We start from the raw sequence: 25,098 nt of genomic DNA, 5'->3' as shown, positions 1-25,098 counted from the left end.
GTCGAAGACTACGACGTTGATAGGTTGGGTGTGTAAGCGCTGTGAGGCGTTGAGCTAACCAATACTAATTGCCCGTGAGGCTTGACCATATAACACCCAAACAATCTGCGAAGGCATAGGCCGGAGACAGAGGGTGTCGATGGTGAAGTCGACAGAAAGCCGAAAATTTGCAAGAACTACAAATCATCTATCACGTATCCAAGGGATAGCGTCTCACGACGACATCCCAACCGAATTGCTTGACGACAATAGAGCGTTGGAACCACCTGATCCCATCCCGAACTCAGTAGTGAAACGACGCATCGCCGATGGTAGTGTGGTGCTTCACCATGTGAGAGTAGGTCATCGTCAAGCTCCTATACGAACGCCCTGATCAGGTAACTGGTCAGGGCGTTCTTCTATCTGCGCAAAAATGGCGCGTGGCGGTGAGAGTCCCGGAGTGCCGGCCACCGGAGCGCCGGCCTGATCATCGTCAAGCTCCTATACGAAACCCCAGATCGCTAACCCGGTCTGGGGTTTCTTCTTTGGGGCGCGGAAAAGTTTCGCGAGCAGAACGCGTTCCTGCAATCGCGTAGGGTGCGTTGCGCGCACCGCTCAAGGCGCCGACATGCCGGTGCGCGCGGCGCACCCTACGGTTGATCCGCTGACGCCTTCGCGAGCAGAGATCGCTCTTGCAGGTCGGATTACGGGCATCAATGTGTGGCGCTGCTCGGGTAGAATGCGCGAATTCTGCAGGGGACTTTCATGTCTGACTCGCCGCCCGATCCTTCATTATCATCCTTGCCGATTGAGCAGTTGGTCGCCTGTCATGAGTGCGATCTGTTGATGCGCAAACCGGTCCTGCGCGATGGTGAGAGTGCCGAGTGCCCCCGCTGTGGTTATGAATTGTTCAGTCATCGCCATCATGTGGTGCGACGGAGTCTGGCATTGGTGCTGACGGCCCTGTTGCTTTATATCCCCGCAAACTTCCTGCCAATCATGCAGCTCAACCTACTTGGCCAAACCTCGCAGGATACGGTCTGGAGTGGCGTGATCGGTCTGTACGACAGCGGTATGCAAGGTATCGCCGTAGTGGTGTTCCTGAGCAGCATGGCTGTTCCGCTGCTGAAGCTGCTTTGCCAGTTGCTGGTGCTGCTGAGCATTCGTATCGACTTCGGTCGCAGCTACGGCCTGTTGCTCTATCGGATCTACCACCATATGCGCGAGTGGGGAATGCTCGAGGTTTATCTGATGGGCATCTTGGTGGCGATGGTGAAATTGATGGACTTGGCTGACCTGAGCCTTGGCCTTGGCTTGTTCTGTTTTATCGCGTTGCTGTTGGTGCAGGTATGGCTGGAAGTAACCATGTCACCGCATCAGATATGGGAAGCCTTGTCCGGGGAGGATATCCATGCGGGCGATTGATGCAGGTTTACTGGTCTGTCACGAGTGCCATCAGCTCAACTCAGCCGAGGTGGATGCCAAGCATCAATACTGCAGTCGCTGCGGTGGGCAGATTCACGCACGGCGGCCCAATAGCCTGATCAGAACCTGGGCATTGTTGCTGACGTCGGCGATTCTCTACATTCCAGCTAATCTGCTGCCTATCATGACCGTCAACAGTCTCGGCAAAGGTTCGCCTGCGACCATCATGGGCGGCGTACTGGAGCTTATTCACTTTGGCATGCTGCCGATTGCCGCAGTGGTGTTTATCGCCAGTATTCTGGTGCCCACCTTCAAGCTGGTGGGCATTGCCCTGTTGTTGTACTCGGTTCAGCGTCATCAGCCGATGTCAGCGCACCAGCGCGTCCTCATGTACCGCTTTATCGAATGGATTGGCCGCTGGTCGATGCTCGATATTTTCGTCATCGCCATTCTGGTGGCGGTGGTGAATTTTGGCAGCCTGGCCAGCATCGAGGCTGGAGCCGGCGCCGCGGCTTTTGCCAGTGTGGTGATACTGACCATGCTGGCTGCACTGACTTTCGACCCTCGCCTTATCTGGGATAACACGGAAACCGATCATGACTGACCTTCCTCTGGCCAAGACGCGTCCTGCTTCGAACTGGTCAGCCATCTGGGTTCTGCCCCTGATTGCACTGCTCATTGGTGGCTGGCTGGCGTGGCGTGCATACAGTGAAGCCGGTATTCAGGTGGAACTGATATTCGCTAGCGGTGAGGGTATCCAGGCCGGCAAGACCGAGCTTGTATACAAGGGCATGGCGGTGGGGAAGGTAACGGCCATCAGCCTTGATCAGAGCGGAAAGAATCGCGGTGTTGTCGCTCAGTTGGAGGTCAACAAGGAGCTTGAGCAGTATCTGCGTGAGGGCACTCGATTTTGGCTGGTCAAACCGAATGTCAGTCTGGCCGGTATCAGCGGTCTGGAGACACTGGTTTCAGGTAACTATATTACCTTCAGCCCCGGTGAGGGGGAGTCGACCCGCAGCTTTACCGCCTTGGCTCAGGAGCCGCCGATGGGCGACGACGTGCCTGGTTTGCACATAACGCTGAAGGCTGAGCGGCTTGGCTCGCTCAATCGTGACAGTCCGGTTTTCTATCGGCAGATCCAGGTTGGCCGAGTGAAGAGTTATATCCTCGGTGACGACCAGAGCACCGTAGAGGTTAAGGTGTTCATCGAGCCCGCTTATGCGCATCTGGTGCGCAAACATACGCGCTTCTGGAACGCCAGCGGCATTAGCGTCGATGCCGACCTTTCCGGCTTCAAGCTGCGTAGCGAGTCATTGGCCAGCATCGTGGCTGGCGGTATCGCTTTCGCCACGCCCGAGCATCGCAAGGACAGCCCGCCCACCGATCCAGCGCTGCCGTTCCGTCTCTATGAGGACTACGACGAGGCTCAGGCGGGTATCAAGATCGTCGTGAAACTCAGGGATTTCGATGGGCTGCAGGAAGGCCGAACGCCGGTCATGTACAAGGGTATTCAGGTCGGCTCGCTGAAAGCGATGAAGGTTGACCGCGACCTCAACAGCGCCACGGCCGAGCTGACGATTAATCCACTGGCCGAAGAGTACCTGGTGGAGGGATCGGATTTCTGGGTGGTCAAACCCTCGATTTCGCTGGCCGGTATCACCGGCCTCGAGGCGTTGGTGAAGGGCAACTACATTGCCGTGCGGCCGGGAGAGAAGGGCAATCCACCGGCACGCAACTTCGTCGCGCGGAGCAAGGCGCCGCCCCTGGATCTTGGCGCGCCAGGCCTGCATCTGGTGCTGTTCACCGATCAGTTGGGCTCCATCGAAGTAGGCAGCCCCGTGCTCTACCGACAGATCAAGGTGGGCTCGGTGCAGAGTTACCAACTGGGACGCGACAACAACCAGGTCGTGCTGGGTGTGCATATCGAGCCGGACTACGTACACCTGGTCAATACCTCCACGCGTTTCTGGAATTCCAGTGGTATCACTCTCAAGGGCGGGTTGTCCGGTGTCGAGATCAAGAGTGAGTCGCTGCAGACGCTGTTGGCGGGCGGCATCGCTTTCGACACGCTTGATCTGCAAGCCGCTAGATCGGATCGCCAGGTGCAGCGCTTCGCTTTACACGCTGACCGCGACAGTGCCTTGCAACTGGGTCAGCAGATCACCATTCGGCTGGCCGATGGTGATGGCCTGCAACCGGGCACGCTGGTGCGCTACAAGGGGCTGGAGGTTGGCAAGGTCGAGAACCTCAGCCTGACCGATGACCTGCAAGCGGTGATCCTCAACGTGCGTATCACTCAGGCAGCCGAGCAGATCGCCCGTGAGGGGACACGCTTCTGGGTGGTGAAGCCGGAACTGAGCCTGATCCGTGCCGCGAATCTCGGCACCTTGGTCAGTGGCCAGTATCTGGAAGTGCAGCCCGCGGCGCAGAAGGGCGCGCGCCGAACCGAATTCACCGCGTTGGCCAGTTCGCCGAATCAGGCCGTGCGTGAGGAGGGCTTGCGCCTGGTGCTGAGTGCGCCGCGGCGTGGTTCGATCAAGCCAGGCGTGATCGTCAGCTACCGCGAGGTGCCAGTGGGCAAGGTGGTGGATTTCGAACTGGGACCGACTTCGGATCGTGTGCTGATTCATGTACTGATCGAACCACGTTATGCGCCGCTGGTACGTTCGGGTAGCCGCTTCTGGAACGCCAGTGGCATCGGTGTGGATGCCGGGCTGTTCAAGGGCGTGAAAGTGCGGACCGAATCGCTGGAGGCGCTGCTCGAGGGCGGCATCGCCTTTGCTACGCCGAACAATCCCGAGATGGGTGGGCCGGCGCAGCCGGGGCAGACGTTTGCACTGTTCGACGAGCCACAGGATGTCTGGATGCAGTGGGCGCCGAAGATCGTGCTGGAGCAGTGAGCAAGCCGTAGAAATCAAAGGGGCCGCATTGAGCGGCCCTTTCATTTTAGGTTCATAAAAGCTCGCGGCTGAAGCGGAGTGCCGCCCAGCCGCTCCTACACAAGATTGACCGTAGGAGCGGCTTCAGCCGCGATGGTGTCAGGCCGGTTCAGCGGTCTCCTGCTGCTTCGGCACCGCGACCTTGGCACTTTCGCGCGGCTTGATGAACTTCCAGTCCGCTTCGTCGATATAGATGCCGTTGGGGCCGCTGCCGCCTTCCAGGTCGATGGCCACGTGGGCCGAGACCTGCGGCTTGACCGAGGCCAGGATCGGCACGAAGCCGAGCTGCAGACTGGTCTCGATCAACGCCTGCTGGTTGCGTTCGTCGATGTCGGCCGCCTCGTCGAGGTAGTAGGGCAGGCGCACGCGCCCGGCCTGCTCGCGGTCCATCAGGTGCAGCAGCAGGTACATGTTGGTCAGCGCCTTGATGGTCATGGTGGTGCCGTTGGAGGCAGCGCCATCGATGTCGGTATGGATGATCGGCTGGCCGTGCACCTTGGTGATCTCGAAGGCCAGTTCGAACAGGTCCTTCAGGCCCAGCTGGTTGCCGTTGGCGGCGACCAGACGCGACAGGTAGTCCTTGGCCTCCTCGTTCTTCGCGTCCTGATCGGCCGATTGCGACAGGTCGAACACCGACAGGGTCTCGCCTTCCTCGTACTGGCCGGCGCTGTGGATGATCTGGTCGATATGGCGCAGGGCTTCCTTGTTCGGCGCCAGCACGATGCGGAAGCTCTGCAGGTTGGACACCTGGCGCTTGTTGATCTCGCGGTTGAACAGCGCCAGCTGGTGCTCGAGGTTGTCGTAGTCGCTGCGGATATTGCGCAGGGTACGTGCGATGTCGGTGACCGCCGCACGACGCGCCTTGGCCAGGGTGAGGGCTTCGTCCTGACGGTGGGCGTAGGCGTTGACCAGGAGTTGCAGGCGGCGCTCGACATCGTCTTCGCTGTCGAACTTGGCCACGCCCTTGAGGCGCACCTGGGCATAGAGGGCTTCGATCTGACCGTCGATGCGCTGCAGTGCCTGCCAGGTGTCCTGGTAGTCATTGAGCAGCGGCAGCAGGTTGTCCAGGCTGTCGTCGACGGGCTCCATGAACGGCGTGCCGAAGGGCAGATCGGCGGGCAGCAGCTGGCGGCGACGCAGGGCGTCTTCCAGGGTGCGTTCCTTGGCTTCCAGATCCGCCAGTTGACGGCCGACCAGTTGTAGCTTGGCGGAGAGCTGCTGCACGCGCTCGGCGAAGGCATCGCTGGCGCGCTTGAGTTCGTCCTGGGCGCCTTCCAGCTCGGCCAGGCGCTCCAGCTTCTGCGGTTCCTCGGCGGTCAGGGTCTGGCTCTTGCGGAAGTCTTCCAGCGCTTTCTGCGCGTCCAGCACGGCCTGGTACAGCGTCTCGGCCTGGGCCTTGCTGGCGGCGCGGTCGGCGGCTACCGACTGCTGGGTCTTGAGCTGCTTGAGCTCGCGCTCCAGGCGATCCTTCTGGTCGCGCAGGGCTGCGCGGTCGGCCAGCGCCTGCAATGCCGGTGGTTCGATATGGCTGAGGTCGATGGACAGGCCTGGCACGGCGAAGGTGTCGCCCTTGAAGCGATCCAGTACCGCTTCGACCGCCTTGACCCAGTCGTCGCCCTCGGCCTGAATGCCTTTCTCGCCCAGCGGCAGGCTGAACAGCTGGCCGTTGAACAGGCGCATCAGGCGGTCGACATCGGCCTGGCTGAATTCCTCGCGCAGGCGCGAGTAGCTGTTGTTGTCGGCGTGGTCGAGTTGCTGCTTGACCGACTTCAGGCGTTTTTCCAGGTCACGCAGGCGCTCGTCGAGGTCTTCGCTGGAGAACTGGCGCGACTGCGCCAGGGCGCCGGCCAGTTCGTCGTGAGCGTCCTTGGCAGCGAGCAGGTGCTCTTCCAGCACCTTGGCGTTCTCCACCAGGGCGAAGCGGTTCTTCAGTACGGAGAGCTCGCCCAGCCAGCGCTGGATCTCGCTGATCTCGCGTTCCAGGCGCATCAGCTCACTGGTGCCGCCGCGCTGCTCGTTCTGCAGGCCGTCCTGCTCGTTACGATAGTGCTCGGCCTGGATCACCAGCTCTTCCTTGCGCGCGTCAGCGTAGTCGTGCCAGGTGCCCAGTAGGTTGTCGAGCAGTGGCGAGAGACGGTGCAGCTTGCCGCGCAGCGTCTCGCGCTGAGTGACGCCCGAGGCCAGTGCCTCGATCAGCGGGCCGGCGGTGACCAGGGCCTGGTAGTCCTGTTCCATGCGGCGTACGTCGCGGAAGGCTTCTTCGGTGGCGGCGATGTAGTCGACGCTGCCCGAGCGCAGGCTGTGCTCGAAGGCATCGAGGAACAGCTGCTTGAGCTTGGCCGCGGTGATCTCGCGCATGTGCAGCAGGTTGATAAACAGCGCGCGGAAGGTCTTCAGGCTCTGCTCGCTGGTCGAGCGCAGCGGGATCAGGGTCAGATCCAGCGGGATGCTGGTGTGCCCGCCGACCAGCAGGCGACGCAGTTCGTCGGGCTTCAGCTCGTAGGCGGTGATGCCGGCTTGGCCGAGGTTCTTGAACAGTTCGCGCTGACGCAGGCAGGTGCCGTTTTGCTGGTAGTGCTCCAGATCCAGTTCACCGGCGTAGGCGAAGAACTGGTGGCCGAAGCCGCCACCCGGGCCGCGCCCGGCCACGCCGATTACATGCGGGCCATGGGGCAGGGCGACTTCGACGAGGATATAGCTGGTGTCCGATGCGAAGTAGAACTTGCGCGAGGCTTCCAGGCTGTACTTGCCGAAGCTCATGTCCGACATGCGCGCCAGGATCGGGAACTGCAGGGCGTTGATCGAGGCGGATTTGCCCAGGTTGTTGGCGCCGTAGACCGACAGCGGGTTTTCCAGCGGGAACAGGCCGAGGCTGTAGCCGGCGGTGTTCAGCAGGGCGAAGCGGCGGATGCCGTAGCGTTCCTGGCTCATGCGTCCATCTCCTGTGCGGCGCGTTCTTCGGCCATGGCGCGGGCCAGGGCGTCTTCCTCGGATTCTTCTGCGTCGATGGCATCAACCACCTCGGCGTCGCCATCGTCGTCCAGCAGCACTGGCGCCGGCAGCGGCAGATCGCTGCTGTGCAGGCTGGCGGCCAGGTCGCGGTCGTGCTGCACCGACAGGCAGACGTCGAGAAAACGGTGCATCGGCGGCAGGAAACGGTACACGCCGTTGCTGTCCTCGGCGAAGCCGAGCTGGATGAGGCGGCGGATGATCTTGTCTTCCAGCTCCTCGAAGGTGGTCACTTCGGCCTGCAGGAACAGGTCGCGGTATTTCTCCAGCAGCGCCGGCAGCTCGTCACGGCCAATGCTGCCGCCGTCGAGCACGGAGAGCGGGTCGCGGCCCTGGTCGGCCAGGTGCTCGACCAAGATGAAGGTGAACAGCGCCAGACGCTGGGCGGTCTTGTTCACCTGCGGCGCGACCTGCTCGGGGACGAAGTAGTAGAAGCCGCGCGGGTCGCACACCAGCTCGAAGCCGAGGGCGCGGAACAGCGCGCGGTACTGGTCCTGCATGCTGGACAGCTGGGCGTAGCATTCCGGCTCGCTGCGCGAGATGTGGTAGCCCTTGAACAGATCGCGGAAAGCAGCCGCGAGCTGGGTCATTTCTTTCAGATCGATATTCATACGCAATGCTCACGGGCAGTCGTAGGGTGCGCTGTGCGCACCATGTCGTCGGTTGCGGTGCGCACAGCGCACCCTGCGGGTAGCTCAGCCATTGGGCTGGCCTACCAGGGCGAAGGAAGCGAGGCTGACCTCATGCTCGCGCGTCAGGTACTCGCGGCGCTCCAGGCGTTCACGCTGGAACCGCGACTCGCGCGACAGGCGCGAGAACCAGTAGAGCAGCTCGTCGGTGGCGCCTTCCGGCTCCTGCTCCAGCAGCCAGGCCATCAGGTCTGGCAGCGGCAGGGCCTGCTCGCAACGCTCGATCATCTCCCGCGCGGTTTTCGGCGCCTTGGGTGCGCCGCCCTTGCGGCTGCCGCTGGCCTTGGGGAAATGCGCCGGCTTGGCTTCGAAACGGGCGAGGGCGTAGACGTAGGCCTCGACCTGGCTGGCCGAACCGAGGAAGTTGCTCTGCGGCCGGGTGAACAGCGGCATGGCCGCCTGCGGCACGGCGTCGATGCCCTTCTTGCGGATCACCGACAGCGCCAGCGCCGCGCCACGGGTCACGGCGTTGTGCCGGCGTGCTTCCTCGCGCAGTGGCAACAGCAGCTCGCGGGCCTTGCGCAGGGTCAGCTGGGCGGTAGTCTGCATTTCCAGGATGCGCGCATGGGTGCGCAGCAGCAGGTCGTCGTCGACCAGTTGGCCGAGACGCTGCTGGTCGCCGAGCAGACGCAGCAGCACCTGTTCGACGCGGCGCACGCCTTGCTCGAAGGCGCCGTCGGCGGCGACCAGCTGGATCATCGGTTCGACGTATTCGTCCCAGGTGGCCAGCACCTCGGCGTAGCGCTGGCGCAGGGGAATCTGCCGATCCGAGGTCTTGGCCCGGTCGGCCACGCTGACCAGCGCCTGTTCGTCGTTGGCCAGCTTCTTCAGTACGTCGCGCACGCGCATGTCGAGCAGGCGCAGCTGGCGCGCCAGATCGTTGGCATCGCGTACCTCGAAGGCGTCCTGGATATAGCCGGCCAGTCGCTCCAGGTGGCGCAGGTAAGCTTCGATCTCCAGACACAGGCCGAGACGGTGTTCGCGGCGCAGGTAGGCGAGAAAGTCGTGGATCTGCGCGTTGAGCTCGAAACGGTTGGGGCTCTTGGCCACCGGGACCAGGATGTCCAGGCGAATCCAGGTGTCGAGCAGGGCAGTGGTGTCACTGGGCGTGGCGTCGGGCAGCTGCGTGGCGAGCTGGCCGCGCAACTCGACCAGGCTCAGGGTGCCCGCGTCGAAGCGTTCGCAGAGTGGTTCGAGCAACGTCCAGTGTTCGGCGAGGGCGCGCAATACGCGCTTGGGATCGATCATCGAGGCGCCGGTTCCAGGCAGGTTAAAAGCGGCGATTGTACTGCAAGGTGGATGCCGGGTTTGAGTCCGAATCGATCAGAGGCAGGTGACGCTATTCGGCACATTGGGACGGGCTGTGCGGAGAGGGCGTTGGCAAGTGCTTGAAAAGCTGGGAAAACCTGGGGCGGAGAGGTGGCACGCTTTCTGCCGGACAACAGTGAACCCGATTTTGGAGCCCCTGATGTCTGCCCTTGCCCTGAACGTCGATGCCCGTTGGCATGAGCTGCAGCACCAGCGCGATCTGAACTGGGACCTGCACGCCATTACCGACCGTGCTCAGGCCATCGCTTTTCTGCGTCGTTTCGAAAACCGCCTGTGCATTTACTCCAGCTATGTCGAGAAGCTCTACAGCAACTACAGCTTCGTGGTGCCGCAGGATGAGGAGGGTGGTATCACCATCCTGCCGGACGAGATGGCCTGGCATGACACCTTTCAAGATATTCCCGCCGATGCGGTGGAGCCCACCGGCGTGCACATCCTGCCCGGTGAAGCGGTGGGGTTCGACGGCCTGTATATGAAGGTGCCAGGTGAGTCGCGCCTGATTGCCTCGCGCGAGGTGCCGTTCCAGGCCGGCTTGCGTCTGCTGATCGAGCGCTACCGGGCGCGCGGCGAGCATTTTCTGCCTGTGCTGGTGAAGGGCGATCTGCGTGAGTACGAGGCGCGGATGCCATCGCTGCACCTGCACCGTATCAATCCCGCCAAGCTCGCTCACTGCTCGCGCTTGAGCATCGACACCATCCGCGGCGCCATCGCCGAGCACCTGCTGACCCTGTTCCGCCAGCACTGAGCGCGTCGCATGGTGCGGTAATCTGACTCGCGCCAGCCTTGCCCGCCCTGGGTGGCGCAGGTGATGGATAAGCCTTGCCCGGTCATACCGCTGTAACCGCCAGGGCTTAGCGTCTTCGCTCAGCCAAGCTGGGGCCGGTCATCACCGGTTGTACAAAAAATCCCCAATGCCCTTTCGATATTCGCTGGTTATCGGCACAATTCGCGTCCACTTTTTTCCGGGGGCTGAAAGGGCATCTCTAAAAACGTAGGCGAGGCCGTCAGCGCAAGGCAAAAACAGGCGAAAAAGCGGAGTTTACGAGTAGTAAATGAGCATTTTGAGCCTGTTTTTAACGCAGCGATGGCAACGCAGGTAGTTTTTAGAGGTGCCCGAAAGACCTCCATTGATTGACCTTGCTGGGGCGACGACATGATCCAGACGCCGTACTACCTCATCGACAAACAGAAGCTTCTGGTCAACCTGGAGAAGATCGCCTATGTGCGTGAGAACTCCGGTGCCAAGGCGCTGCTGGCGCTGAAATGCTTCGCCACCTGGTCGGTTTTCGACCTGATGCAGCAGTACATGGACGGCACCACCTCAAGCTCCCTCTACGAGCTGAAACTGGGCCGCCAGAAGTTCGCTGGTGAAACCCACGCCTACAGCGTGGCCTGGGCCGACGACGAGATCGAAGAGATGGTCGCCAACTGCGACAAGATCATCTTCAACTCCATCGGTCAGCTCGAGCGCTTCGCCGAGCGTACCGAGGGCACCATCCGCGGCCTGCGCGTCAACCCGCAGGTGAGCAGCTCCGACTACCTGCTGGCCGACCCGGCGCGTCCATTCAGCCGCCTCGGCGAGTGGGACCCGGAAAAAATCGAAAAGGTCATGGGGCAGATTTCCGGCTTCATGTTCCACAACAACTGCGAGAACGGCAGCTTCGAGCTGTTCGACAAGATGTTGAGCACCATCGAGGAGCGCTTCGGCCACCTGATCGCCCAGGTCGAGTGGGTCAGCCTCGGCGGCGGCATCCACTTCACTGGCGAGGGCTATCCGATCGATGCCTTCTGCGCGCGCCTGAAAGCCTTCTCGGAAAAATACGGTGTACAGGTCTATCTGGAGCCGGGCGAGGCGGCGATCACCCTCTGCGCCTCGCTGGAAGTGACCGTGCTCGACACCCTGTACAACGGCAAGAACCTGGCGGTGGTCGACAGCTCCATCGAAGCGCACATGCTCGACCTGCTGATCTACCGCCTCAACGCCAAGATGGCGCCGAATGATGGCGAGCACACCTATATGGTGTGCGGTAAATCCTGCCTGGCCGGCGATATCTTCGGCGAGTACCAGTTCGACAAGCCGCTGCAGATCGGCGATCGCCTGTCGTTCGTCGACGCGGCGGGTTACACCATGGTCAAGAAGAACTGGTTCAACGGTCTGAAAATGCCGTCCATCGTGGTGAAACAACTCGACGGTAGTGTCGAGGTGGCGCGCCAGTTTGGCTTCGACGACTACCTGTCCAGTCTGTCGTGACACCTTTGGTGGTGGGCTGAAGCGGATCGCCGCCCAGCCCACCCTGCGCCTTGCATGACCCGTAGGGTGGGCTTCAGCCCACCAGCCAAAATACGCATCAAAACGTTTTAAACAACGCAGTTCTCTGGAGGTGAAACAATTGAAGAAGAATGTTCTGATCATTGGTGCAGGAGGTGTTGCCAAGGTGGTGGCCCATAAGTGCGCGCAACACAATGACGAGTTAGGTCGCATTGCAATTGCGTCGCGCAACATCTCCAAATGCCAGGCCATCATCGACAGCGTGCAGGCAAAGGGCGGCCTCAAGCAGCCCGGCGAGATCAAGGCCTATGCGCTGAACGCCCTGGACGTGGAAGCGACCAAGGCACTGATCCGCGAGACCGAATCGCAGATCGTCATCAACGTCGGTTCGGCGTTCCTCAACATGTCCGTGCTGCGCGCCTGCATCGACACCGGCGTCGCCTATCTGGACACCGCCATCCACGAAGATCCGAGCAAGATCTGTGAAACCCCGCCGTGGTACGGCAACTACGAGTGGAAGCACCTGGCCGAATGCCAGGAGAAAGGCGTTACCGCCATCCTCGGTGTCGGCTTCGACCCGGGCGTGGTCAACTCCTATGCCGCTCTGGCGCAACAACAGTACTTCGACAAGATCGAGTCGATCGACATCCTCGACGTCAACGCCGGTTCGCACGGCAAGTACTTCGCCACCAATTTCGACCCGGAAATCAATTTCCGCGAATTCACCGGTACGGTCTACAGCTGGCAGAACAGCCAGTGGACCAGCAATACCATGTTCGAGGTCAAACGCACCGACGATCTGCCAGTGGTGGGCGTACAGAATCTGTACCTGACCGGCCATGACGAGGTGCACTCGCTGTCCAAGCACCTCGACGTACCGAACGTGCGCTTCTGGATGAGCTTCGGCGACCACTACATCAACGTGTTCACCGTGCTGAAGAACCTCGGCCTGCTCTCCGAGCAGCCGGTCAAGACCGCCGAAGGCCTTGAAGTGGTGCCACTCAAGGTGGTCAAGGCCGTGCTGCCGGACCCCGCCTCGCTGGCGCCGGGCTATACCGGCAAGACCTGCATCGGTGATCTGGTCAAGGGCACCAAGGATGGTCAGCCGCGCGAGCTGTTCATCTACAACGTGGCCGACCACGAAGAAGCCTTCGCCGAGACCGACAGCCAGGGCATCTCCTACACCGCCGGCGTGCCGCCGGTCGCCGCTGCCCTGCTGGTGGCCCGTGGTGAGTGGGACGCGCAGCGCATGGTCAACGTCGAGCAGCTGCCGGCCGAGCCGTTCCTCAAGCTCCTGGATGTGATGGGCCTGCCCACCCGTATCAAGGACGAGCACGGCGACCGTCCCTGGGATCAGTAAGCCCAGGTGAACCCCGAAAGCCCCGCTGTGCGAACAGCGGGGCTTTTGTTTTATGGGGGGAAACAGGTTGTTTGGTCGCAATCCCGTTGCGACGCTTCCCGCTCCGGCCATTTCACGCGACAATCCGCCCCTGTTGAAAATCCTCTCTCTGGAGCGCCTGTGATTCCCGAACAGCGCCGTCGCGCCTACCTCGACGCCATGCAGGTGGCCACCTGGCTACCGCGTACCGAACTGCCCTTCGCGGCAGCGTCGCGTCTGGAGCTGCTCGAGCCGCAGCAGGAGGAGTCGTGCGAGCCTGTGCCAGAACCCGTTGCCGTCACTCCGGCACCCGTGCGCGAGGCACCGCTCGAGCGGCCGAAGATCGAGATCCCGCGTCCGGGCGCCCAGCCGCGCCAGGCGGTGGCCGAAGTGCCAGCGGCAGAGCCTGAGCCGGTCGAGGAAAAACCTGCGCGAGTCAGCGCACCACCACCACGTTTTTCCCTGCAATTGCTGTGCGCCGGCGATTGCGCTCTGCTGGTGGAACTGCCCACCGGCCAGCCGTTCCAGAGTCGCGACCCGGCCTACATCCTGCTCAAGGACCTGCTGCGTGCGGCCGGCTTGCCGGACAGCCCGCAACTGCTTGGTGAGCCGGTGCGCTGGCCGCTGCTGGTGCGCGGCAATATGGATCAAGGCCCGCAAGCGGCGCTGGAATTCGTGCAGAGCTTCGTTGCCGCGCGTCTCGAAGAACAGCCCAGCGCCTGCCTGTGGCTGGTTGGTCTGCCGGCCATTCGCTTTGCCGGCGAGGGCGATGAGCACAGCTACAACCGCGAACTGCAGATCGAAGGCGTTGGCGCCTGCTGGGCCTTGCCAGGCCTGGAACTGTTGATGGAAGAGCCAGCGCGCAAACGCGAACTGTGGCAGGCCATGCGACGCGTTCGTCTGCGCTGGTCAGCTCCCGCTCATTCCTGAGAACCCCGTCTTTGTTCCCGAGTTACGCCCAATGAGCGATGCGATTTCCTTCCGCCCGATGACCGAGGCGGATCTCGATGCCGTGCTGAAGATCGAATACGCCGCCTTCAGCCATCCCTGGACCCGCGGTATTTTTACCGACAGCCTCAAGTCCTATAACTGCTGGCTGATGTTCGAGGGCAATCAGCAGGTCGGCCATGGCGTGATCAACCTGATTCTCGACGAAGCCCACCTGCTCAATATCACCGTCAAGCCGGAAAGCCAGGGCCGTGGCCTCGGCCTGCGTCTGCTCGAACACCTGATGAAAGAGGCCTACGAGCTGGGTGGGCGGGAATGCTTTCTCGAAGTGCGCGCCAGCAACCAGGGCGCCTACCGTCTGTACGAGCGCTTCGGTTTCAACGAGGTTGGTCGCCGCCGCGACTATTACCCAGCAGTCGGTGGGCGCGAAGACGCGCTGGTAATGGCCTGTACGCTAGTCGATTGATGTCATTACTTTAAAAACGTAGCCCGGATGCAATCCGGGAAATCGTTGCCCCGGATTGCATCCGGGCTACGGTCTGTAGGGTGCGCCGTGCGCACCGAGATTTCCGCCCATCATCCCGGATGCCCGTCGACCCTCGCCCGACACAGCATCGGCGCGTAATGCCAGGCGAACAGGGCGAAGGCCATGCCCCAGCACAGCGCTGCCAACCATAGCCAGCCGCCACCGGCCGTGACCCGGATCAGCGCGCCCAGGTTGAGCAGGCCGAACGCCCAGGCCATCGCCTTGGGTGGTTGCAACGCGCGCCCGGTGTGGCCGAGGCTGACTCGCGCCATCATCGCCAGGATCAGGCCGCCCATCGCACCCACCGCCAGCGCGTGACTGGCCAGGCTGGATTGCGTCAGCCAGCCCAAATGCCAGGCCGCCATGCCGAGCGTGGCGAGCAGTAGCCAGGCGTAGGCCAGATGCAGCGACCACAGCAGCGGTACCCGCCAGATGCCCGCCAGGTGCCAGCGCCACAGGCGCAGGCCATGCAGCACGCTCAGCATGATGAAGGGCAGGGCCAGCCATGGACTAGCCTGCAGGTTGTGGCCGCTGGCGAACAGCGCCGCCACCAGCACGCCGCAGACCAGCAGTAAACGATCCAGCCAGGGATGGGCGGCGAAAGCCTCGACCCGGCCCAGGCCGCGCTGGGTGAAGAAGGGGATCACGCGTCCACCGATCAGGCTCAGCATTACGGCGATCAGCCACAGTGCGGCCAGCGCCCCGCGGCGTTGCAGGTCGTCGTCGCCCAGCGCCAGACCGACCAGGGTGAGTGACTGACACAGCGCGAGCAGGCTCAGCACCAGCAGAATCGGATAGTTGTTGCGCTGCCTTGCCGTAATCAACTGGCGCGCTATCTGTGCGATCAACAGGCCGGCAAAGGCCAGTTGCAGGGCGATCAGCAGGTGCAGCGGTACCGGTGTGAACCAGGCCAGGCGCGCCGCCAGCCACAGCCCGAACAGCGCGATCAGGGGGCGCCCGCTGAGGCCGGGACGGCCCGTCCAGTTCTGCACGGCGGTGAGCAGGAAACCGGCGATGATCGCCAGGCCGAAGCCGAAGGGCATTTCGTGGCGATGCCAGGCCAGTATGCCGCCTGGTACTGCAGGGCTCGTCAGACCGTGCAGCACCGCCGCCCAGAGGGCGACGGCGAGCAGGGCGAACAGGGCGCCGGCGAGGAAGAACGGGCGAAAGCCCAGGCGCCACAAGGGCGCAATGGCCAGTGCCTGCTGGCGATCACGCAATTGCATGAGCGCATGCCTCGTCTTTCAGGCGCTGCTGCGCGATCAGGCGTAGCACGTAGCCGATCTTCAGCACGCTGGGGCCGATCAGTGTCAGGCTGTGGGCCAACACCAGCGTCGGTACGTTCAGCTGTTTCTCCAGGCCGTAGGCTGCCACCAGCCCTACGAGCAGCAGAGTCAGGCCGCCCCAGAGCAGTTGGCTGGACAGATGAAGAATCTGTACAGGTGGAAGATTGAGCGGATACATGGTTTGCCTCCTGATTGATCAGCTATCCAGTGCCGAAGCCGGGCCGAAGAATTCGTATCGGCTTTGCTCGGCGGGAACACCCAGCGCCTGCAGGTGGCGCTTGATCTGGGCCATGAAGGGTTTTGGACCGAGGAAGTAGGCGTCCAGATCGCGCTCTGCCGGCAGCCATTGCTCCAGCAGATCGCGGCTCAGAAAGCCGGTGGCGTCGGCCGTATCACCCTCGCGCGGTTCGCTGTAGCAGACGTAGTGGCGAATCTGCGGATGCTCGGCGGCATGAGCGTCGACCCAGTCGCGGAAGGCGTGAACATCGGCGTTGCGCGCGCAGTGGATGAAGTGAATCGGCCGGCCGCTGTGGCGCGTGGCATCGAGCATGGCCAGCGCCGGGGTGATGCCGACGCCGGCACTGATCAGTGCCAGTGGCTTGTCCGATTCGCTCAGGGTGAACTCGCCAGCCGGCGGGAACAGCTCCAGTTCGTCACCGACCTGAACCTTATCGTGCAGGTGATTGGAGACCCGGCCACCGACCTCGCGCTTGACGCTGATGCGGTATTCGCGACCGTTGGCCAGGGCCGACAGCGAGTAGTTGCGGCGTACTTCTTCGCCGTCCAGCAGCAGGCGCATGCCGATGTACTGGCCGGGTTGATGTTCGAGCAGCGCGCCGCCGTCGACGGGGACCAGGTGGAAGGAGGTGATCTCGGCGCTCTCGACCACCTTGCGTGCCACGCGGAAGGTGCGTGCGCCGCGCCAGCCGCCGGGTGCGGTGGCGTTGTTCTGATAGAGCTGTTCTTCGGCGCCGATGAGAATCTCGGCCAGCTGCTGGTAGGCCACGGCCCAGGCGTCGATCACCGCGTCGGTGGCGATCTCGGCGCCCAGCACTTCGCGGATCGCACGCAGCAGGCAGCCGCCAACGATGGGGTAATGCTCGGGGAGAATCTGCAGGGCCACGTGTTTGTTCACCACCTGACGCACCAGCGGGCCGAGGGCTTCGAGACGGTCGATATGGCGGGCGTACATCAGCACACCATTGGCCAGGGCACGCGGCTGGTCGCCGCTAGCCTGGTGGGCCTGGTTGAACAGCGGGCGTACCTCTGGGTACTCGCTGAGCATCATCCGGTAGAAGTGGGTGGTCAGCGCTTCGCCGCCACTTTCCAGCAGCGGCACGGTGGCTTTGATCAGGTCGCGTTGAGCATGGGTCAGCATGGGGGTATCTCCGCAAGGCAAATAAAGGCGCCGGTGTGGCTCGTCTGGCCAGTTGTGGCGTGCTAGCGTTAGCGATAGATACCTATCAGTAAGCGTGCCAATTAAATAATCCTTAAATATCAGTGGCTTGCTTATTTTGTTGTGTTTATGACTCGCTTTGCGTGTGAGTCATAAAGACTTTGAGTAGTCGAAATGACCGCTAATCCTCTGCTGGAAACTCTTATTCCCCTGGTCGCCGATCTGTCTCGCGAGCTGGACGACGGCGAGCGTTATCGCCGCCTGCTCGCTGCCTTGCGCCAGCTCTTTCCTTGCGATGCCGTGGCGCTGCTGCGGCTCGATGGCGAAGTTCTGGTGCCGCTGGCGGTCGAGGGGCTGAGCCCCGATACCTTGGGGCGGCGCTTCAGGGTCAGCGAGCATCCGCGTCTGGCCGCGTTGCTGGAGCATGCCGGGCCGACACGTTTCGCCGCCGACTGTGGCCTGCCTGACCCCTACGACGGCCTGGTGGAGGGGCTGCATGGCCACCTGGAAGTGCATGACTGCCTTGGCTGCCCGCTGTACCTGGACGAGCAGCTCTGGGGGCTGTTGACGCTGGACTCGCTTGACCCGGCCAGCTTCGGCCGCTTCGAGCTGGACAACCTGGAAGCTTTCGCCAGCCTGGCAGCGGCCACGGTGAAAGTCAGCGAGCGCATCAGCGGCCTGGCGCAGCGGGTGGAAGCCGAGCGTCAGCTCACCGAACTGTACAAGCAGGCCCGCCAGCAACCGCGCGAGCTGGTGGGGCAGAGTGCGGCGCTGCGCAAGCTGCAGGACGAGATTCGCCTGGTCGGTGACAGCCCGCTGACCGTGCTGATCACCGGCGAGACCGGGGTCGGCAAGGAGTTGGTGGCTGAGGCGATCCACGCCGTTTCGCCACGTGCGCAGCGTCCGCTGGTCAGCATCAACTGTGCGGCGCTGCCCGACGCGCTGGTGGAGAGCGAGCTGTTTGGCCACGTACGCGGCGCCTTCTCCGGTGCCATGAACGAGCGCAGCGGCAAGTTCGAGTTGGCCGACGGCGGCAGCCTGTTTCTCGACGAGGTGGGCGAGTTGCCGTTGGCGATCCAGGCCAAGCTGCTACGCGTGCTGCAAAGCGGCCAGTTGCAGCGGGTGGGGTCTGATCGCGAGCATCGGGTCGACGTGCGGGTGATCGCCGCCACCAACCGCGACCTGGCGGCCGAGGTGCGCGCCGGGCGTTTTCGCGCCGACCTGTATCACCGCCTGAGCGTCTATCCGCTGCCGGTGCCGCCGCTGCGCGAGCGTGGTCGCGATGTGCTGCTGCTGGCCGGCTATTTCCTCGAAGAGAACCGCGCGCGGCTGGGGCTGCGCAGCCTGCGGCTGAGCCCCGAGGCGCAGAAGGCGCTACTCGGTCACGATTGGCCGGGCAACGTGCGTGAGCTGGAACATCTGGTCGGCCGCGCGGCGATCAAGGCGCTGGCGCGTCACGGCGAGCGCCCGCGCATTCTTAGCCTGGACGTGCAGGACCTGGATTTGCCGGCGCCCCAGGCGACGGCTGCCTTCGACGTGGTGCTGGCGCCTATTGATCTACCGCCGGCAGGCCTGGAGCTGCGCACGGCGGTGGACGTCTTTCAGCGTCAACTGATCGAGCAGTGCCTGGAGCGCCATCATGGCAAATGGGCCGATGCGGCGCGTGAGTTGGGGGTGGATCGCGCCAATCTCAGCCGTTTGGCCAAGCGCCTGGGTATCCGGTAGGGTGCGCTGCGCGCACCGGGTCTGTCAGCGTTGGCTGGCGGTGCGCATGGCGCACCCTACGGGACCTGAAACACCAGCGCCTTCAGGTCGCTGTTCGGATCGATATCCGGAAACTCCGACGGGTTGTCCAGGCGTCGTTCGAAGCGCAATTGCGGCGCTTCCTCGGCCATGCTGTCGATCAGAAAGTTCGGGCCGATATCCGGTGAATTGACGCAGGCCAGCACCGTTCCGTTGTCATTCAGCAGTTCTGGCAGGCGGCGGAGGATCTTGCGGTAGTCCTGGGTGAGGGCGAAGCTGCCTTTCTGGAAGGTCGGCGGGTCGATGATCACCAGATCGTACGGCCCGCTCCTGCGCACTTTGCCCCAGGACTTGAACAGCTCGTGGCCGAGAAACTCCACACGACTCAGATCGTGGCCGTTCAGGCGATGGTTGTCGCGCCCACGTGAAAGCGCGGCGCGCGCCATGTCCAGATTGACCACCTGCTCGGCGCCGCCGGCGATGGCCGCGACGGAGAAACCGCAGGTATAGGCGAACAGGTTGAGCACGCGCTTGCCGCGCGCCTCTTCCCGAACCCATTGCCGTCCGAGGCGCATATCGAGGAACAGCCCGCTGTTCTGCTTGCTGCCCAGGTCGAGCAGGTAATGCAGGTCGTGCTCGGTAATCTGCCACTGCGTCTGCGGTTCGCCGGCCAGCCACTCGCTTGCGCTGCCTTCGCGGTGACGATGTTGCAGCAGCAGACCGCGTGCGCCGCTGTACTGCCACTGCGGCGAGCGGGTCAGCTCGCCCAGCAGGTCATACAGGGCGGCAAGTTGCTTCGCTTCGGGTTCGCGAAACAGCATCACCAGCACGATGCCTGACAGCCAATCGACGGTGATCTGCTCCAGCCCAGGCCAGCAGCGACCACGGCCATGGAACAGGCGGCGGGTTTCCGGGCCAGGGTGATTTTCCAGCGCCTGCAGCAGATGTTCGCGCAGGGTGGCGAGGGCGGTCTCAGTCATCGCGGGTCAGCACTTCCAGCAGCTCGATCTCGAAGATCAGGTTGGAGTTCGGGGGGATGGAGCCCATGGCGCGCTCGCCGTAACCCAGGTGCGCGGGCACGAATAGTTTGCGCTTGCCACCGACCTGCATGCCCATCAGGCCCTGATCCCAGCCCTTGATCACCCGACCGGTGCCGATCACGCACTGGAACGGCTTGCCGCGAGAATAGGAGGAGTCGAACTCGCTGCCGTCCTCCAGCCAGCCACGGTACTGGGTGGTGATCAGGGCACCCTTGACCACGGCCTTGCCGTCGCCGGGTTGCAGGTTTTCGATGATCAGTTCGTTACTCATGTCGGGTTTTCCTTGCGGTGACGATTTTGGCTGGCCTGTACCGAGCGCTCGGCGGGCACGCGTAGCTGGGTCAGCAGGTAGTCGGCGAAGGCGGGCGTATAGCCCTGCAGTGCGATGGCGCCAGCCATGCAGCTCAGCCAGCTTTCGGCCAGCGCCTGATCGATCGGCCACTGTGCATGAAAGGCCGGGATGCTGATGCTGCCGTACTGCTCGGCGAACAGGCGCGGCCCGCCCAGCCAGCCGCTGAGAAAGCAGGCCAGCTTGTCACGCGAGGCGCTCAGGTCGGCTGGGTGCAGCGCGCGCAGGGCGGCCGCTTCGGGGCGCTCGTCCATCAGCCGGTAGAAATCGTCGACCAGACGGCGCAGGCCAATGATGCCGCCAGCCGCTTGGTAGGAGGCATCACCGGTGCCGTAGGGAGGTGTGTCGCTCATCGAAGGCTGTCCGGAAAAGGCGCCATTGTAACCGCTCGCGTAGAATGGCCTGCCAGTTTGAGGCGCCAAATCTTGTGGGAGGCGCTTTAGCGGCGACTCTCGCGGCTGAAGCCGCTCCTACAGTGGCTCATGACCCGCCGTGCAACACGTGACCGAATCCCGATGACGCAACCCCAGCAAGGCTTCGTGCTCAGCCGCCATTGGCGCGACACGCCGGAAGGCACCGAGGTGGCCTTCTGGCTGGCGACCGATGACGGCCCGCGCCAGGTGCGCCTGCCGTGCCAGGAGTCGGTGGCCTTCATCCCGGCCGAGCAGCGCGCCTGGGTCGAGCCGCTGCTGCGCGAGGAAAAGGGCGCCGAGCTACGTGAGCTGGCCTTGCGTGACTTCAAGCGCCGCCCGGTGCTGGGCCTGTACTGCCGCCAATATCGCCAGTTGCTGCAGTTGGAGAAGAAGCTGCGTCAGGTTGGCGTCGACGTTTACGAGGCCGATATACGTCCGCCGGATCGCTACCTGATGGAGCGCTTCATCACGGCGACGGTGGCCTTCGACGGCATCGCGCAAAGCGACGGCAGCCTGCTCTGCAAGCAGCTCAGACCCGCTGAGGACTATCGGCCGACGCTGCGTCTGGCCTCGCTGGACATCGAGACCACCGCTCGCGGCGAGCTGTATTCCATTGCCGTGGAGGGCTGCGGCCAGCGTCAGGTTTACATGCTCGGGCCGGCCAACGGCGACGCCAGTCTGGTGGACTTCGACCTCGAATACTGCGACAGCCGCAAGGCCCTGCTCGAGCGCCTGAATCACTGGCTCGACGTGCACGACCCGGACGCCGTCATCGGCTGGAACCTGGTGCAGTTCGACCTGCGGGTGCTGCATGAGCATGCCGAGCAATTCAAGGTGCCGCTGCGTCTGGGCCGTGGCGGCGACGTGATGGGCTGGCGCCAGCACAACAGCAGCCAACACTACTTCGCCGAAGCGGCCGGGCGACTGATCATCGACGGTATCGAGGCGCTGCGCTCGGCGACCTGGAGCTTTACCTCGTTCAGCCTGGAGTCGGTGGCGCAGACGCTGCTCGGTGAGGGCAAGGCGATCGATACACCCTACGCGCGCATGGCCGAGATCGATCGCATGTTCGCCGAGGACAAACCGGCCCTGGCCCGCTACAACCTCAAGGACTGCGAGCTGGTCACGCGCATCTTCGCCCGTACCGAGTTGCTCGCTTTCCTTCTGGAGCGCTCCAGCGTAACCGGCCTGGCGGCTGATCGCAGCGGCGGCTCGGTGGCCGCTTTCACCCATCTGTACCTGCCGCCCATGCACCGTCTCGGCTTCGTCGCGCCGAACCTCGGCGACATCCGTGGTGAGAACAGCCCTGGCGGTTTCGTCATGGACTCGCGCCCCGGCCTCTACGACTCGGTGCTGGTGCTGGACTACAAGAGTCTGTATCCCTCGATTATCCGCAGTTTCCTGATCGACCCGCTGGGGCTGGTCGAAGGCTTGCAGCAACCGGACGATGCGCACTCGGTGGAAGGTTTTCGCGGCGCGCGCTTCTCACGCACTCGACACTGCCTGCCGGCCATCGTCGAGCGCGTCTGGCAGGGGCGCGAAGCGGCCAAGCGCGAGAACAACCAGCCGCTTTCGCAGGCGTTGAAAATCATCATGAACGCCTTCTACGGCGTGCTTGGCTCCAGCGGTTGCCGCTTCTTCGATCCGCGCCTGGCCTCATCCATCACCCTGCGTGGGCACCAGATCATGAAGCGCACCCGCGAGCTGATCGAGGCGGAGGGGCATGTGGTGATCTATGGCGACACCGACTCCACCTTCGTCTGGCTTGGTCGCCCTCATGACGAAGCCGAGGCGGCGCAGATCGGCCGCGCGCTGGTGGCGCGGGTCAATGCCTGGTGGCGAGAACATCTGCAGCAGCAACATGGTCTGGTCAGTGCCCTGGAACTGCAGTTCGAGACCCACTACCGGCGTTTTCTGATGCCCACCATTCGCGGCACCGAGGAGGGCAGCAAGAAGCGCTACGCGGGGTTGGTGCGTGAGGCGGATGGCAGCGAACGCATGGTTTTCAAGGGGCTGGAGACAGTGCGCAGCGATTGGTCGCCACTGGCTCAGCGCTTTCAGCAGGAGCTGTATCGCCTGGTGTTCACCGGTCTGCCCTATGAGGACTACGTGCGTGACTACGTCAAACGCACCCTGGCTGGCGAGCTGGACGAGCTGTTGGTCTATCGCAAGCGCCTGCGTCGGCGCCTCGACGACTACCAGCGTAACGTGCCGCCACACGTGCGCGCCGCGCGCCTGGCCGACGAGTACAATCAGCACCTGGGCCGGCCACTGCAGTACCAGCGCGGTGGCTGGATCAGCTACCTGATCACCACCGGCGGACCGCAGCCGCTGGAGCGCCTGCAGTCACCCATCGACTACGAGCACTACCTGAGCCGTCAACTCAAGCCGGTGGCCGACGCCATCCTGCCCTTCGTCGGTGGCGACTTCGAGCGCCTGGTGGATGGGCAACTCGGGTTGTTCTAGCAGGCTGTTGAAAAACTGCCTGTGTTGCCATTGCTGCGTTAAAACAGGCTCGTGCGCGAGTCCGATCAAAATGCTCATTTACAGCCCGTAAAGGCGAGCGCGACTCCGACCGTTTTTCGCCTGTTTTTGCGGGGCCGCCATCGGTATTGCACTGGCTGCCTCGGCTCGGGCTTCCTGCTTCGCTCTACCTCCTGCATCCATGCAGTCGTCGCCTACGTTTTTCAACGGCCTGTTAGGCCATCGCTCGGCCCACGCACCCGTATTCTGCTGCCGTAGTAGCTGGCCTGCCGGCCAGCGCCGTGTCGCATTCGGGCTGAGTCTAGAAAGCCGCTGGTCGCGAGCTCGGTTGTAGCCATAGCGCGATCAGCAGCCCAGGCAGCAGCGCCATTGCCAGCAGGGGCAGCTGCGCCAGGTACAGTTCGCGAAAGACTTCTCCAGCGGCCCAGGTATTGCCGAATGCCTGGGCGAACAACAGCGCGCAGCAGTAGGCCGAGATGGCACTCGTGAGCACGAAGGCGCACAGCAGATTCACAGAATGGCGCAGCGCGCCCAGTGCCAGGCAGGCGATGAATAGCACCAGGCCGGGCAGCGAGCCAAGCAGCACCTCGACGAATGGGTGGCTGTTTGTGGCAAGCAGTTGTGGCCACTCCAGGGTCAGTTGGCCGTACCTGAGTTTGCCGGTCAGCAGCCCGATGAACAGCCCCGCGCTCATTGGAATTCCCAGACCCTGCAGCAACCGGCGCGCCAGTATCGAGCAGCTCAACGCGGGACCTGAGTTGCTCATGAGAACAGTCTTTTCGGGCTGAGCTGTTCCGCACTCAGGCCGAAATCCGCCAAGTCTAGGGGCAATGGTTGTCGACGGATCAACGCTGCGCATGCCTGGCCCATGGCGGCGCTGGTCTGGATGCCGTAGCCGCCTTGTGCTGCCACCCAGAAGAAGTCATCCGCGTGGGGATCGAAGCCGCCGACCAGATCGCCGTCGGTGACGAAGCTGCGCAGGCCGGCCCAGGTATGCGCCGGGCGGCGAATCTGCAAGGTGGTGTGTTGCTCGATCTGATGGATGCCCAGTGCGATATCCAACTCTTCCGGCTGTACGTCGTGCGGTAGCACCGGGTCGGCGTTGGCTGGCGAGCCCAGCAGCAGGCCGGCATCGGGTTTGAAGTAGAAGGACTCGTCCAGGCTCACCAATGCGGGCCAGGCCTGGCAGTCGACGCCCGGCGGACCGTCAAAGGTGAAGGCCGCACGACGTTTGGGTTGCAGGCCGATGCCCGGCACGCCGGCCAGGCCCGTGATCTCGTCGCACCAGGCACCGGCCGCATTGATCAGCACGGCCGCGCGGTAGCTTTGCCCGGCGCAATCCACCTGCCAGCCGGCAGCGTGGCGGGTGATCGTCAGCACCTCGCGGTTGCAGTGAATCTCCCCACCTTGCTGGCGGATGCCACGCAGGTAGCCCTGGTGCAGCGCTGCGGTATCGATATCAGCGGCGCTTGGGTCGAACAGCGCACCATGCACGAGCTCACGACGCAGCACTGGAACCAGCATGCAGGCCTGGTCGGCGCTGAGCAGACGAGCCTCTGCGACATGCTCGCGGGCTTGCTCGTATTGGCGCTGCAACTCGGCAGCGTCACCACTGAAATCCACCACCAGCTCGCCGCGCGGCGTGAGCAAGGGATGTTCGGCGAAACCGGCTGGCGGCGCATCGTAAAAGGCGCGGCTGGCGGCCGTCAGCGCGCGGACCTGCGGCGTGCCGTAGGCCACGGTGTAGAGTGCGGCCGAGCGACCGGTAGCGTGATAACCGGGCTGCGCCTCGCGCTCGAGCAGCAGCGTCTTGCCGTGGCTGGCGAGGAAGTAGCCGGTGGACGCGCCGGCAATGCCGGCGCCGATGATCAGGTAATCGCAATGTTGCATGCCGCG

Annotated in this window: 21 protein-coding genes and 2 rRNA genes; 12 read left to right on the top strand and 11 right to left on the bottom strand. The window is 63.3% G+C overall.

Annotated features, from left to right (window positions below; all coding sequences use genetic code 11):
- From BLR77_RS22610 to BLR77_RS22590, 5 genes are all read left to right on the top strand, one after another.
- Positions 1–89 (top strand): 23S ribosomal RNA (locus tag BLR77_RS22610); the annotation flags it as partial.
- A 149-nt stretch (positions 90–238) separates the two neighbouring features.
- A 5S ribosomal RNA gene (gene rrf, locus BLR77_RS22605) occupies positions 239–354 on the top strand.
- A 390-nt stretch (positions 355–744) separates the two neighbouring features.
- Positions 745–1,404 (top strand): paraquat-inducible protein A, encoded by a 660-nt coding sequence (locus BLR77_RS22600; RefSeq protein WP_074682102.1) that lies wholly within the window; start codon positions 745–747, stop codon positions 1,402–1,404.
- Positions 1,391–2,008 carry a paraquat-inducible protein A gene (locus BLR77_RS22595; protein WP_074682100.1) on the top strand — a complete coding sequence of 206 codons (618 nt, stop codon included), beginning with the start codon at positions 1,391–1,393 and terminating at the stop codon, positions 2,006–2,008. The genes BLR77_RS22600 and BLR77_RS22595 overlap by 14 nt, the downstream gene beginning before the upstream one ends.
- Complete coding sequence (locus BLR77_RS22590; RefSeq protein ID WP_074682098.1) at positions 2,001–4,304, top strand: PqiB family protein; 2,304 nt, start codon at positions 2,001–2,003, stop codon at positions 4,302–4,304. Before BLR77_RS22595 ends, BLR77_RS22590 begins: the two co-directional genes overlap by 8 nt.
- A 138-nt stretch (positions 4,305–4,442) precedes the next feature.
- Here BLR77_RS22590 and mksF read toward each other — a convergent pair whose 3' ends face one another.
- The 3 genes from mksF to mksB form a co-directional block, all read right to left on the bottom strand.
- Positions 4,443–7,274 carry an Mks condensin complex protein MksF gene (gene mksF / locus BLR77_RS22585; RefSeq protein WP_074682096.1) on the bottom strand — a complete coding sequence of 944 codons (2,832 nt, stop codon included), beginning with the start codon at positions 7,272–7,274 and terminating at the stop codon, positions 4,443–4,445.
- Positions 7,271–7,963, bottom strand: coding sequence for an Mks condensin complex protein MksE (gene mksE, locus BLR77_RS22580; protein WP_074682094.1), 693 nt, complete (start codon positions 7,961–7,963; stop codon positions 7,271–7,273). The genes mksF and mksE overlap by 4 nt, the downstream gene beginning before the upstream one ends.
- 84 nt (positions 7,964–8,047) lie before the next feature.
- The gene (gene mksB, locus BLR77_RS22575) at positions 8,048–9,289 is read right to left on the bottom strand and encodes an Mks condensin complex protein MksB (protein WP_074682092.1); all 1,242 of its coding nucleotides are present in this window, start codon (positions 9,287–9,289) and stop codon (positions 8,048–8,050) included.
- A gap of 220 nt (positions 9,290–9,509) precedes the next feature.
- On the opposite strand from mksB, the gene BLR77_RS22570 reads away from it, so the two are divergent.
- The 5 genes from BLR77_RS22570 (at position 9,510) to rimI (ending at position 14,431) form a co-directional block, all read left to right on the top strand.
- The gene (locus BLR77_RS22570; protein ID WP_074682090.1) at positions 9,510–10,115 is read left to right on the top strand and encodes a hypothetical protein; all 606 of its coding nucleotides are present in this window, start codon (positions 9,510–9,512) and stop codon (positions 10,113–10,115) included.
- A 408-nt stretch (positions 10,116–10,523) separates the two neighbouring features.
- A complete protein-coding gene (locus tag BLR77_RS22565) occupies positions 10,524–11,621 on the top strand; it encodes a carboxynorspermidine decarboxylase (protein ID WP_074682088.1) in 1,098 nt (365 codons plus the stop codon).
- 139 nt (positions 11,622–11,760) lie between these two features.
- Positions 11,761–12,999 (top strand): saccharopine dehydrogenase family protein, encoded by a 1,239-nt coding sequence (locus BLR77_RS22560; protein WP_074682086.1) that lies wholly within the window; start codon positions 11,761–11,763, stop codon positions 12,997–12,999.
- Between the two features lie 159 nt (positions 13,000–13,158).
- Positions 13,159–13,947 carry an energy transducer TonB gene (locus BLR77_RS22555; RefSeq protein WP_074682084.1) on the top strand — a complete coding sequence of 263 codons (789 nt, stop codon included), beginning with the start codon at positions 13,159–13,161 and terminating at the stop codon, positions 13,945–13,947.
- Positions 13,948–13,978: 31 nt separating this feature from the next.
- Positions 13,979–14,431 carry a ribosomal protein S18-alanine N-acetyltransferase gene (gene rimI / locus BLR77_RS22550; protein ID WP_074682082.1) on the top strand — a complete coding sequence of 151 codons (453 nt, stop codon included), beginning with the start codon at positions 13,979–13,981 and terminating at the stop codon, positions 14,429–14,431.
- A 110-nt stretch (positions 14,432–14,541) separates the two neighbouring features.
- Here rimI and BLR77_RS22545 read toward each other — a convergent pair whose 3' ends face one another.
- From BLR77_RS22545 to hmpA, 3 genes are read right to left on the bottom strand one after another with little or no spacing between them, the layout of a single operon-like run.
- A complete protein-coding gene (locus tag BLR77_RS22545; RefSeq protein ID WP_074682080.1) occupies positions 14,542–15,717 on the bottom strand; it encodes an NnrS family protein in 1,176 nt (391 codons plus the stop codon).
- Positions 15,704–15,955 (bottom strand): transmembrane sensor/regulator PpyR, encoded by a 252-nt coding sequence (locus BLR77_RS22540; protein WP_074682078.1) that lies wholly within the window; start codon positions 15,953–15,955, stop codon positions 15,704–15,706. The genes BLR77_RS22545 and BLR77_RS22540 overlap by 14 nt, the downstream gene beginning before the upstream one ends.
- Positions 15,956–15,973: 18 nt before the next feature.
- Positions 15,974–17,155, bottom strand: a complete 1,182-nt coding sequence (gene hmpA / locus BLR77_RS22535; RefSeq protein ID WP_074682076.1) for an NO-inducible flavohemoprotein — start codon at positions 17,153–17,155, stop codon at positions 15,974–15,976.
- A gap of 192 nt (positions 17,156–17,347) precedes the next feature.
- Between hmpA and norR the strand changes: the two genes are divergently transcribed.
- Complete coding sequence (gene norR / locus BLR77_RS22530) at positions 17,348–18,898, top strand: nitric oxide reductase transcriptional regulator NorR (protein WP_074682074.1); 1,551 nt, start codon at positions 17,348–17,350, stop codon at positions 18,896–18,898.
- A gap of 56 nt (positions 18,899–18,954) precedes the next feature.
- Here norR and BLR77_RS22525 read toward each other — a convergent pair whose 3' ends face one another.
- The 3 genes from BLR77_RS22525 to BLR77_RS22515 are packed head-to-tail and all read right to left on the bottom strand — an operon-like array spanning position 18,955 to position 20,658.
- Entirely contained in the window at positions 18,955–19,896 is a 942-nt protein-coding gene (locus BLR77_RS22525) for a class I SAM-dependent methyltransferase (protein WP_074682072.1), read from the bottom strand.
- Positions 19,889–20,227, bottom strand: coding sequence for an FKBP-type peptidyl-prolyl cis-trans isomerase (locus tag BLR77_RS22520; RefSeq protein WP_074682070.1), 339 nt, complete (start codon positions 20,225–20,227; stop codon positions 19,889–19,891). The genes BLR77_RS22525 and BLR77_RS22520 overlap by 8 nt, the downstream gene beginning before the upstream one ends.
- Positions 20,224–20,658, bottom strand: coding sequence for a group II truncated hemoglobin (locus BLR77_RS22515; RefSeq protein ID WP_074682069.1), 435 nt, complete (start codon positions 20,656–20,658; stop codon positions 20,224–20,226). The genes BLR77_RS22520 and BLR77_RS22515 overlap by 4 nt, the downstream gene beginning before the upstream one ends.
- A gap of 162 nt (positions 20,659–20,820) precedes the next feature.
- On the opposite strand from BLR77_RS22515, the gene BLR77_RS22510 reads away from it, so the two are divergent.
- Positions 20,821–23,184 carry a DNA polymerase II gene (locus tag BLR77_RS22510; RefSeq protein ID WP_074682067.1) on the top strand — a complete coding sequence of 788 codons (2,364 nt, stop codon included), beginning with the start codon at positions 20,821–20,823 and terminating at the stop codon, positions 23,182–23,184.
- A 319-nt stretch (positions 23,185–23,503) separates the two neighbouring features.
- Here BLR77_RS22510 and BLR77_RS22505 read toward each other — a convergent pair whose 3' ends face one another.
- Positions 23,504–23,968: a hypothetical protein gene (locus BLR77_RS22505; RefSeq protein WP_139203077.1), complete on the bottom strand. Its 465-nt coding sequence runs from the start codon at positions 23,966–23,968 to the stop codon at positions 23,504–23,506.
- Positions 23,965–25,092 (bottom strand): NAD(P)/FAD-dependent oxidoreductase, encoded by a 1,128-nt coding sequence (locus BLR77_RS22500; RefSeq protein ID WP_074682065.1) that lies wholly within the window; start codon positions 25,090–25,092, stop codon positions 23,965–23,967. The genes BLR77_RS22505 and BLR77_RS22500 overlap by 4 nt, the downstream gene beginning before the upstream one ends.
- Between the last annotated feature and the right edge of the window lie 6 nt (positions 25,093–25,098).

This window comes from Ectopseudomonas alcaliphila (assembly GCF_900101755.1).
GTDB lineage: Bacteria > Pseudomonadota > Gammaproteobacteria > Pseudomonadales > Pseudomonadaceae > Aquipseudomonas > Aquipseudomonas alcaliphila.
This window is presented reverse-complemented; position numbering and strand designations above follow the sequence as displayed.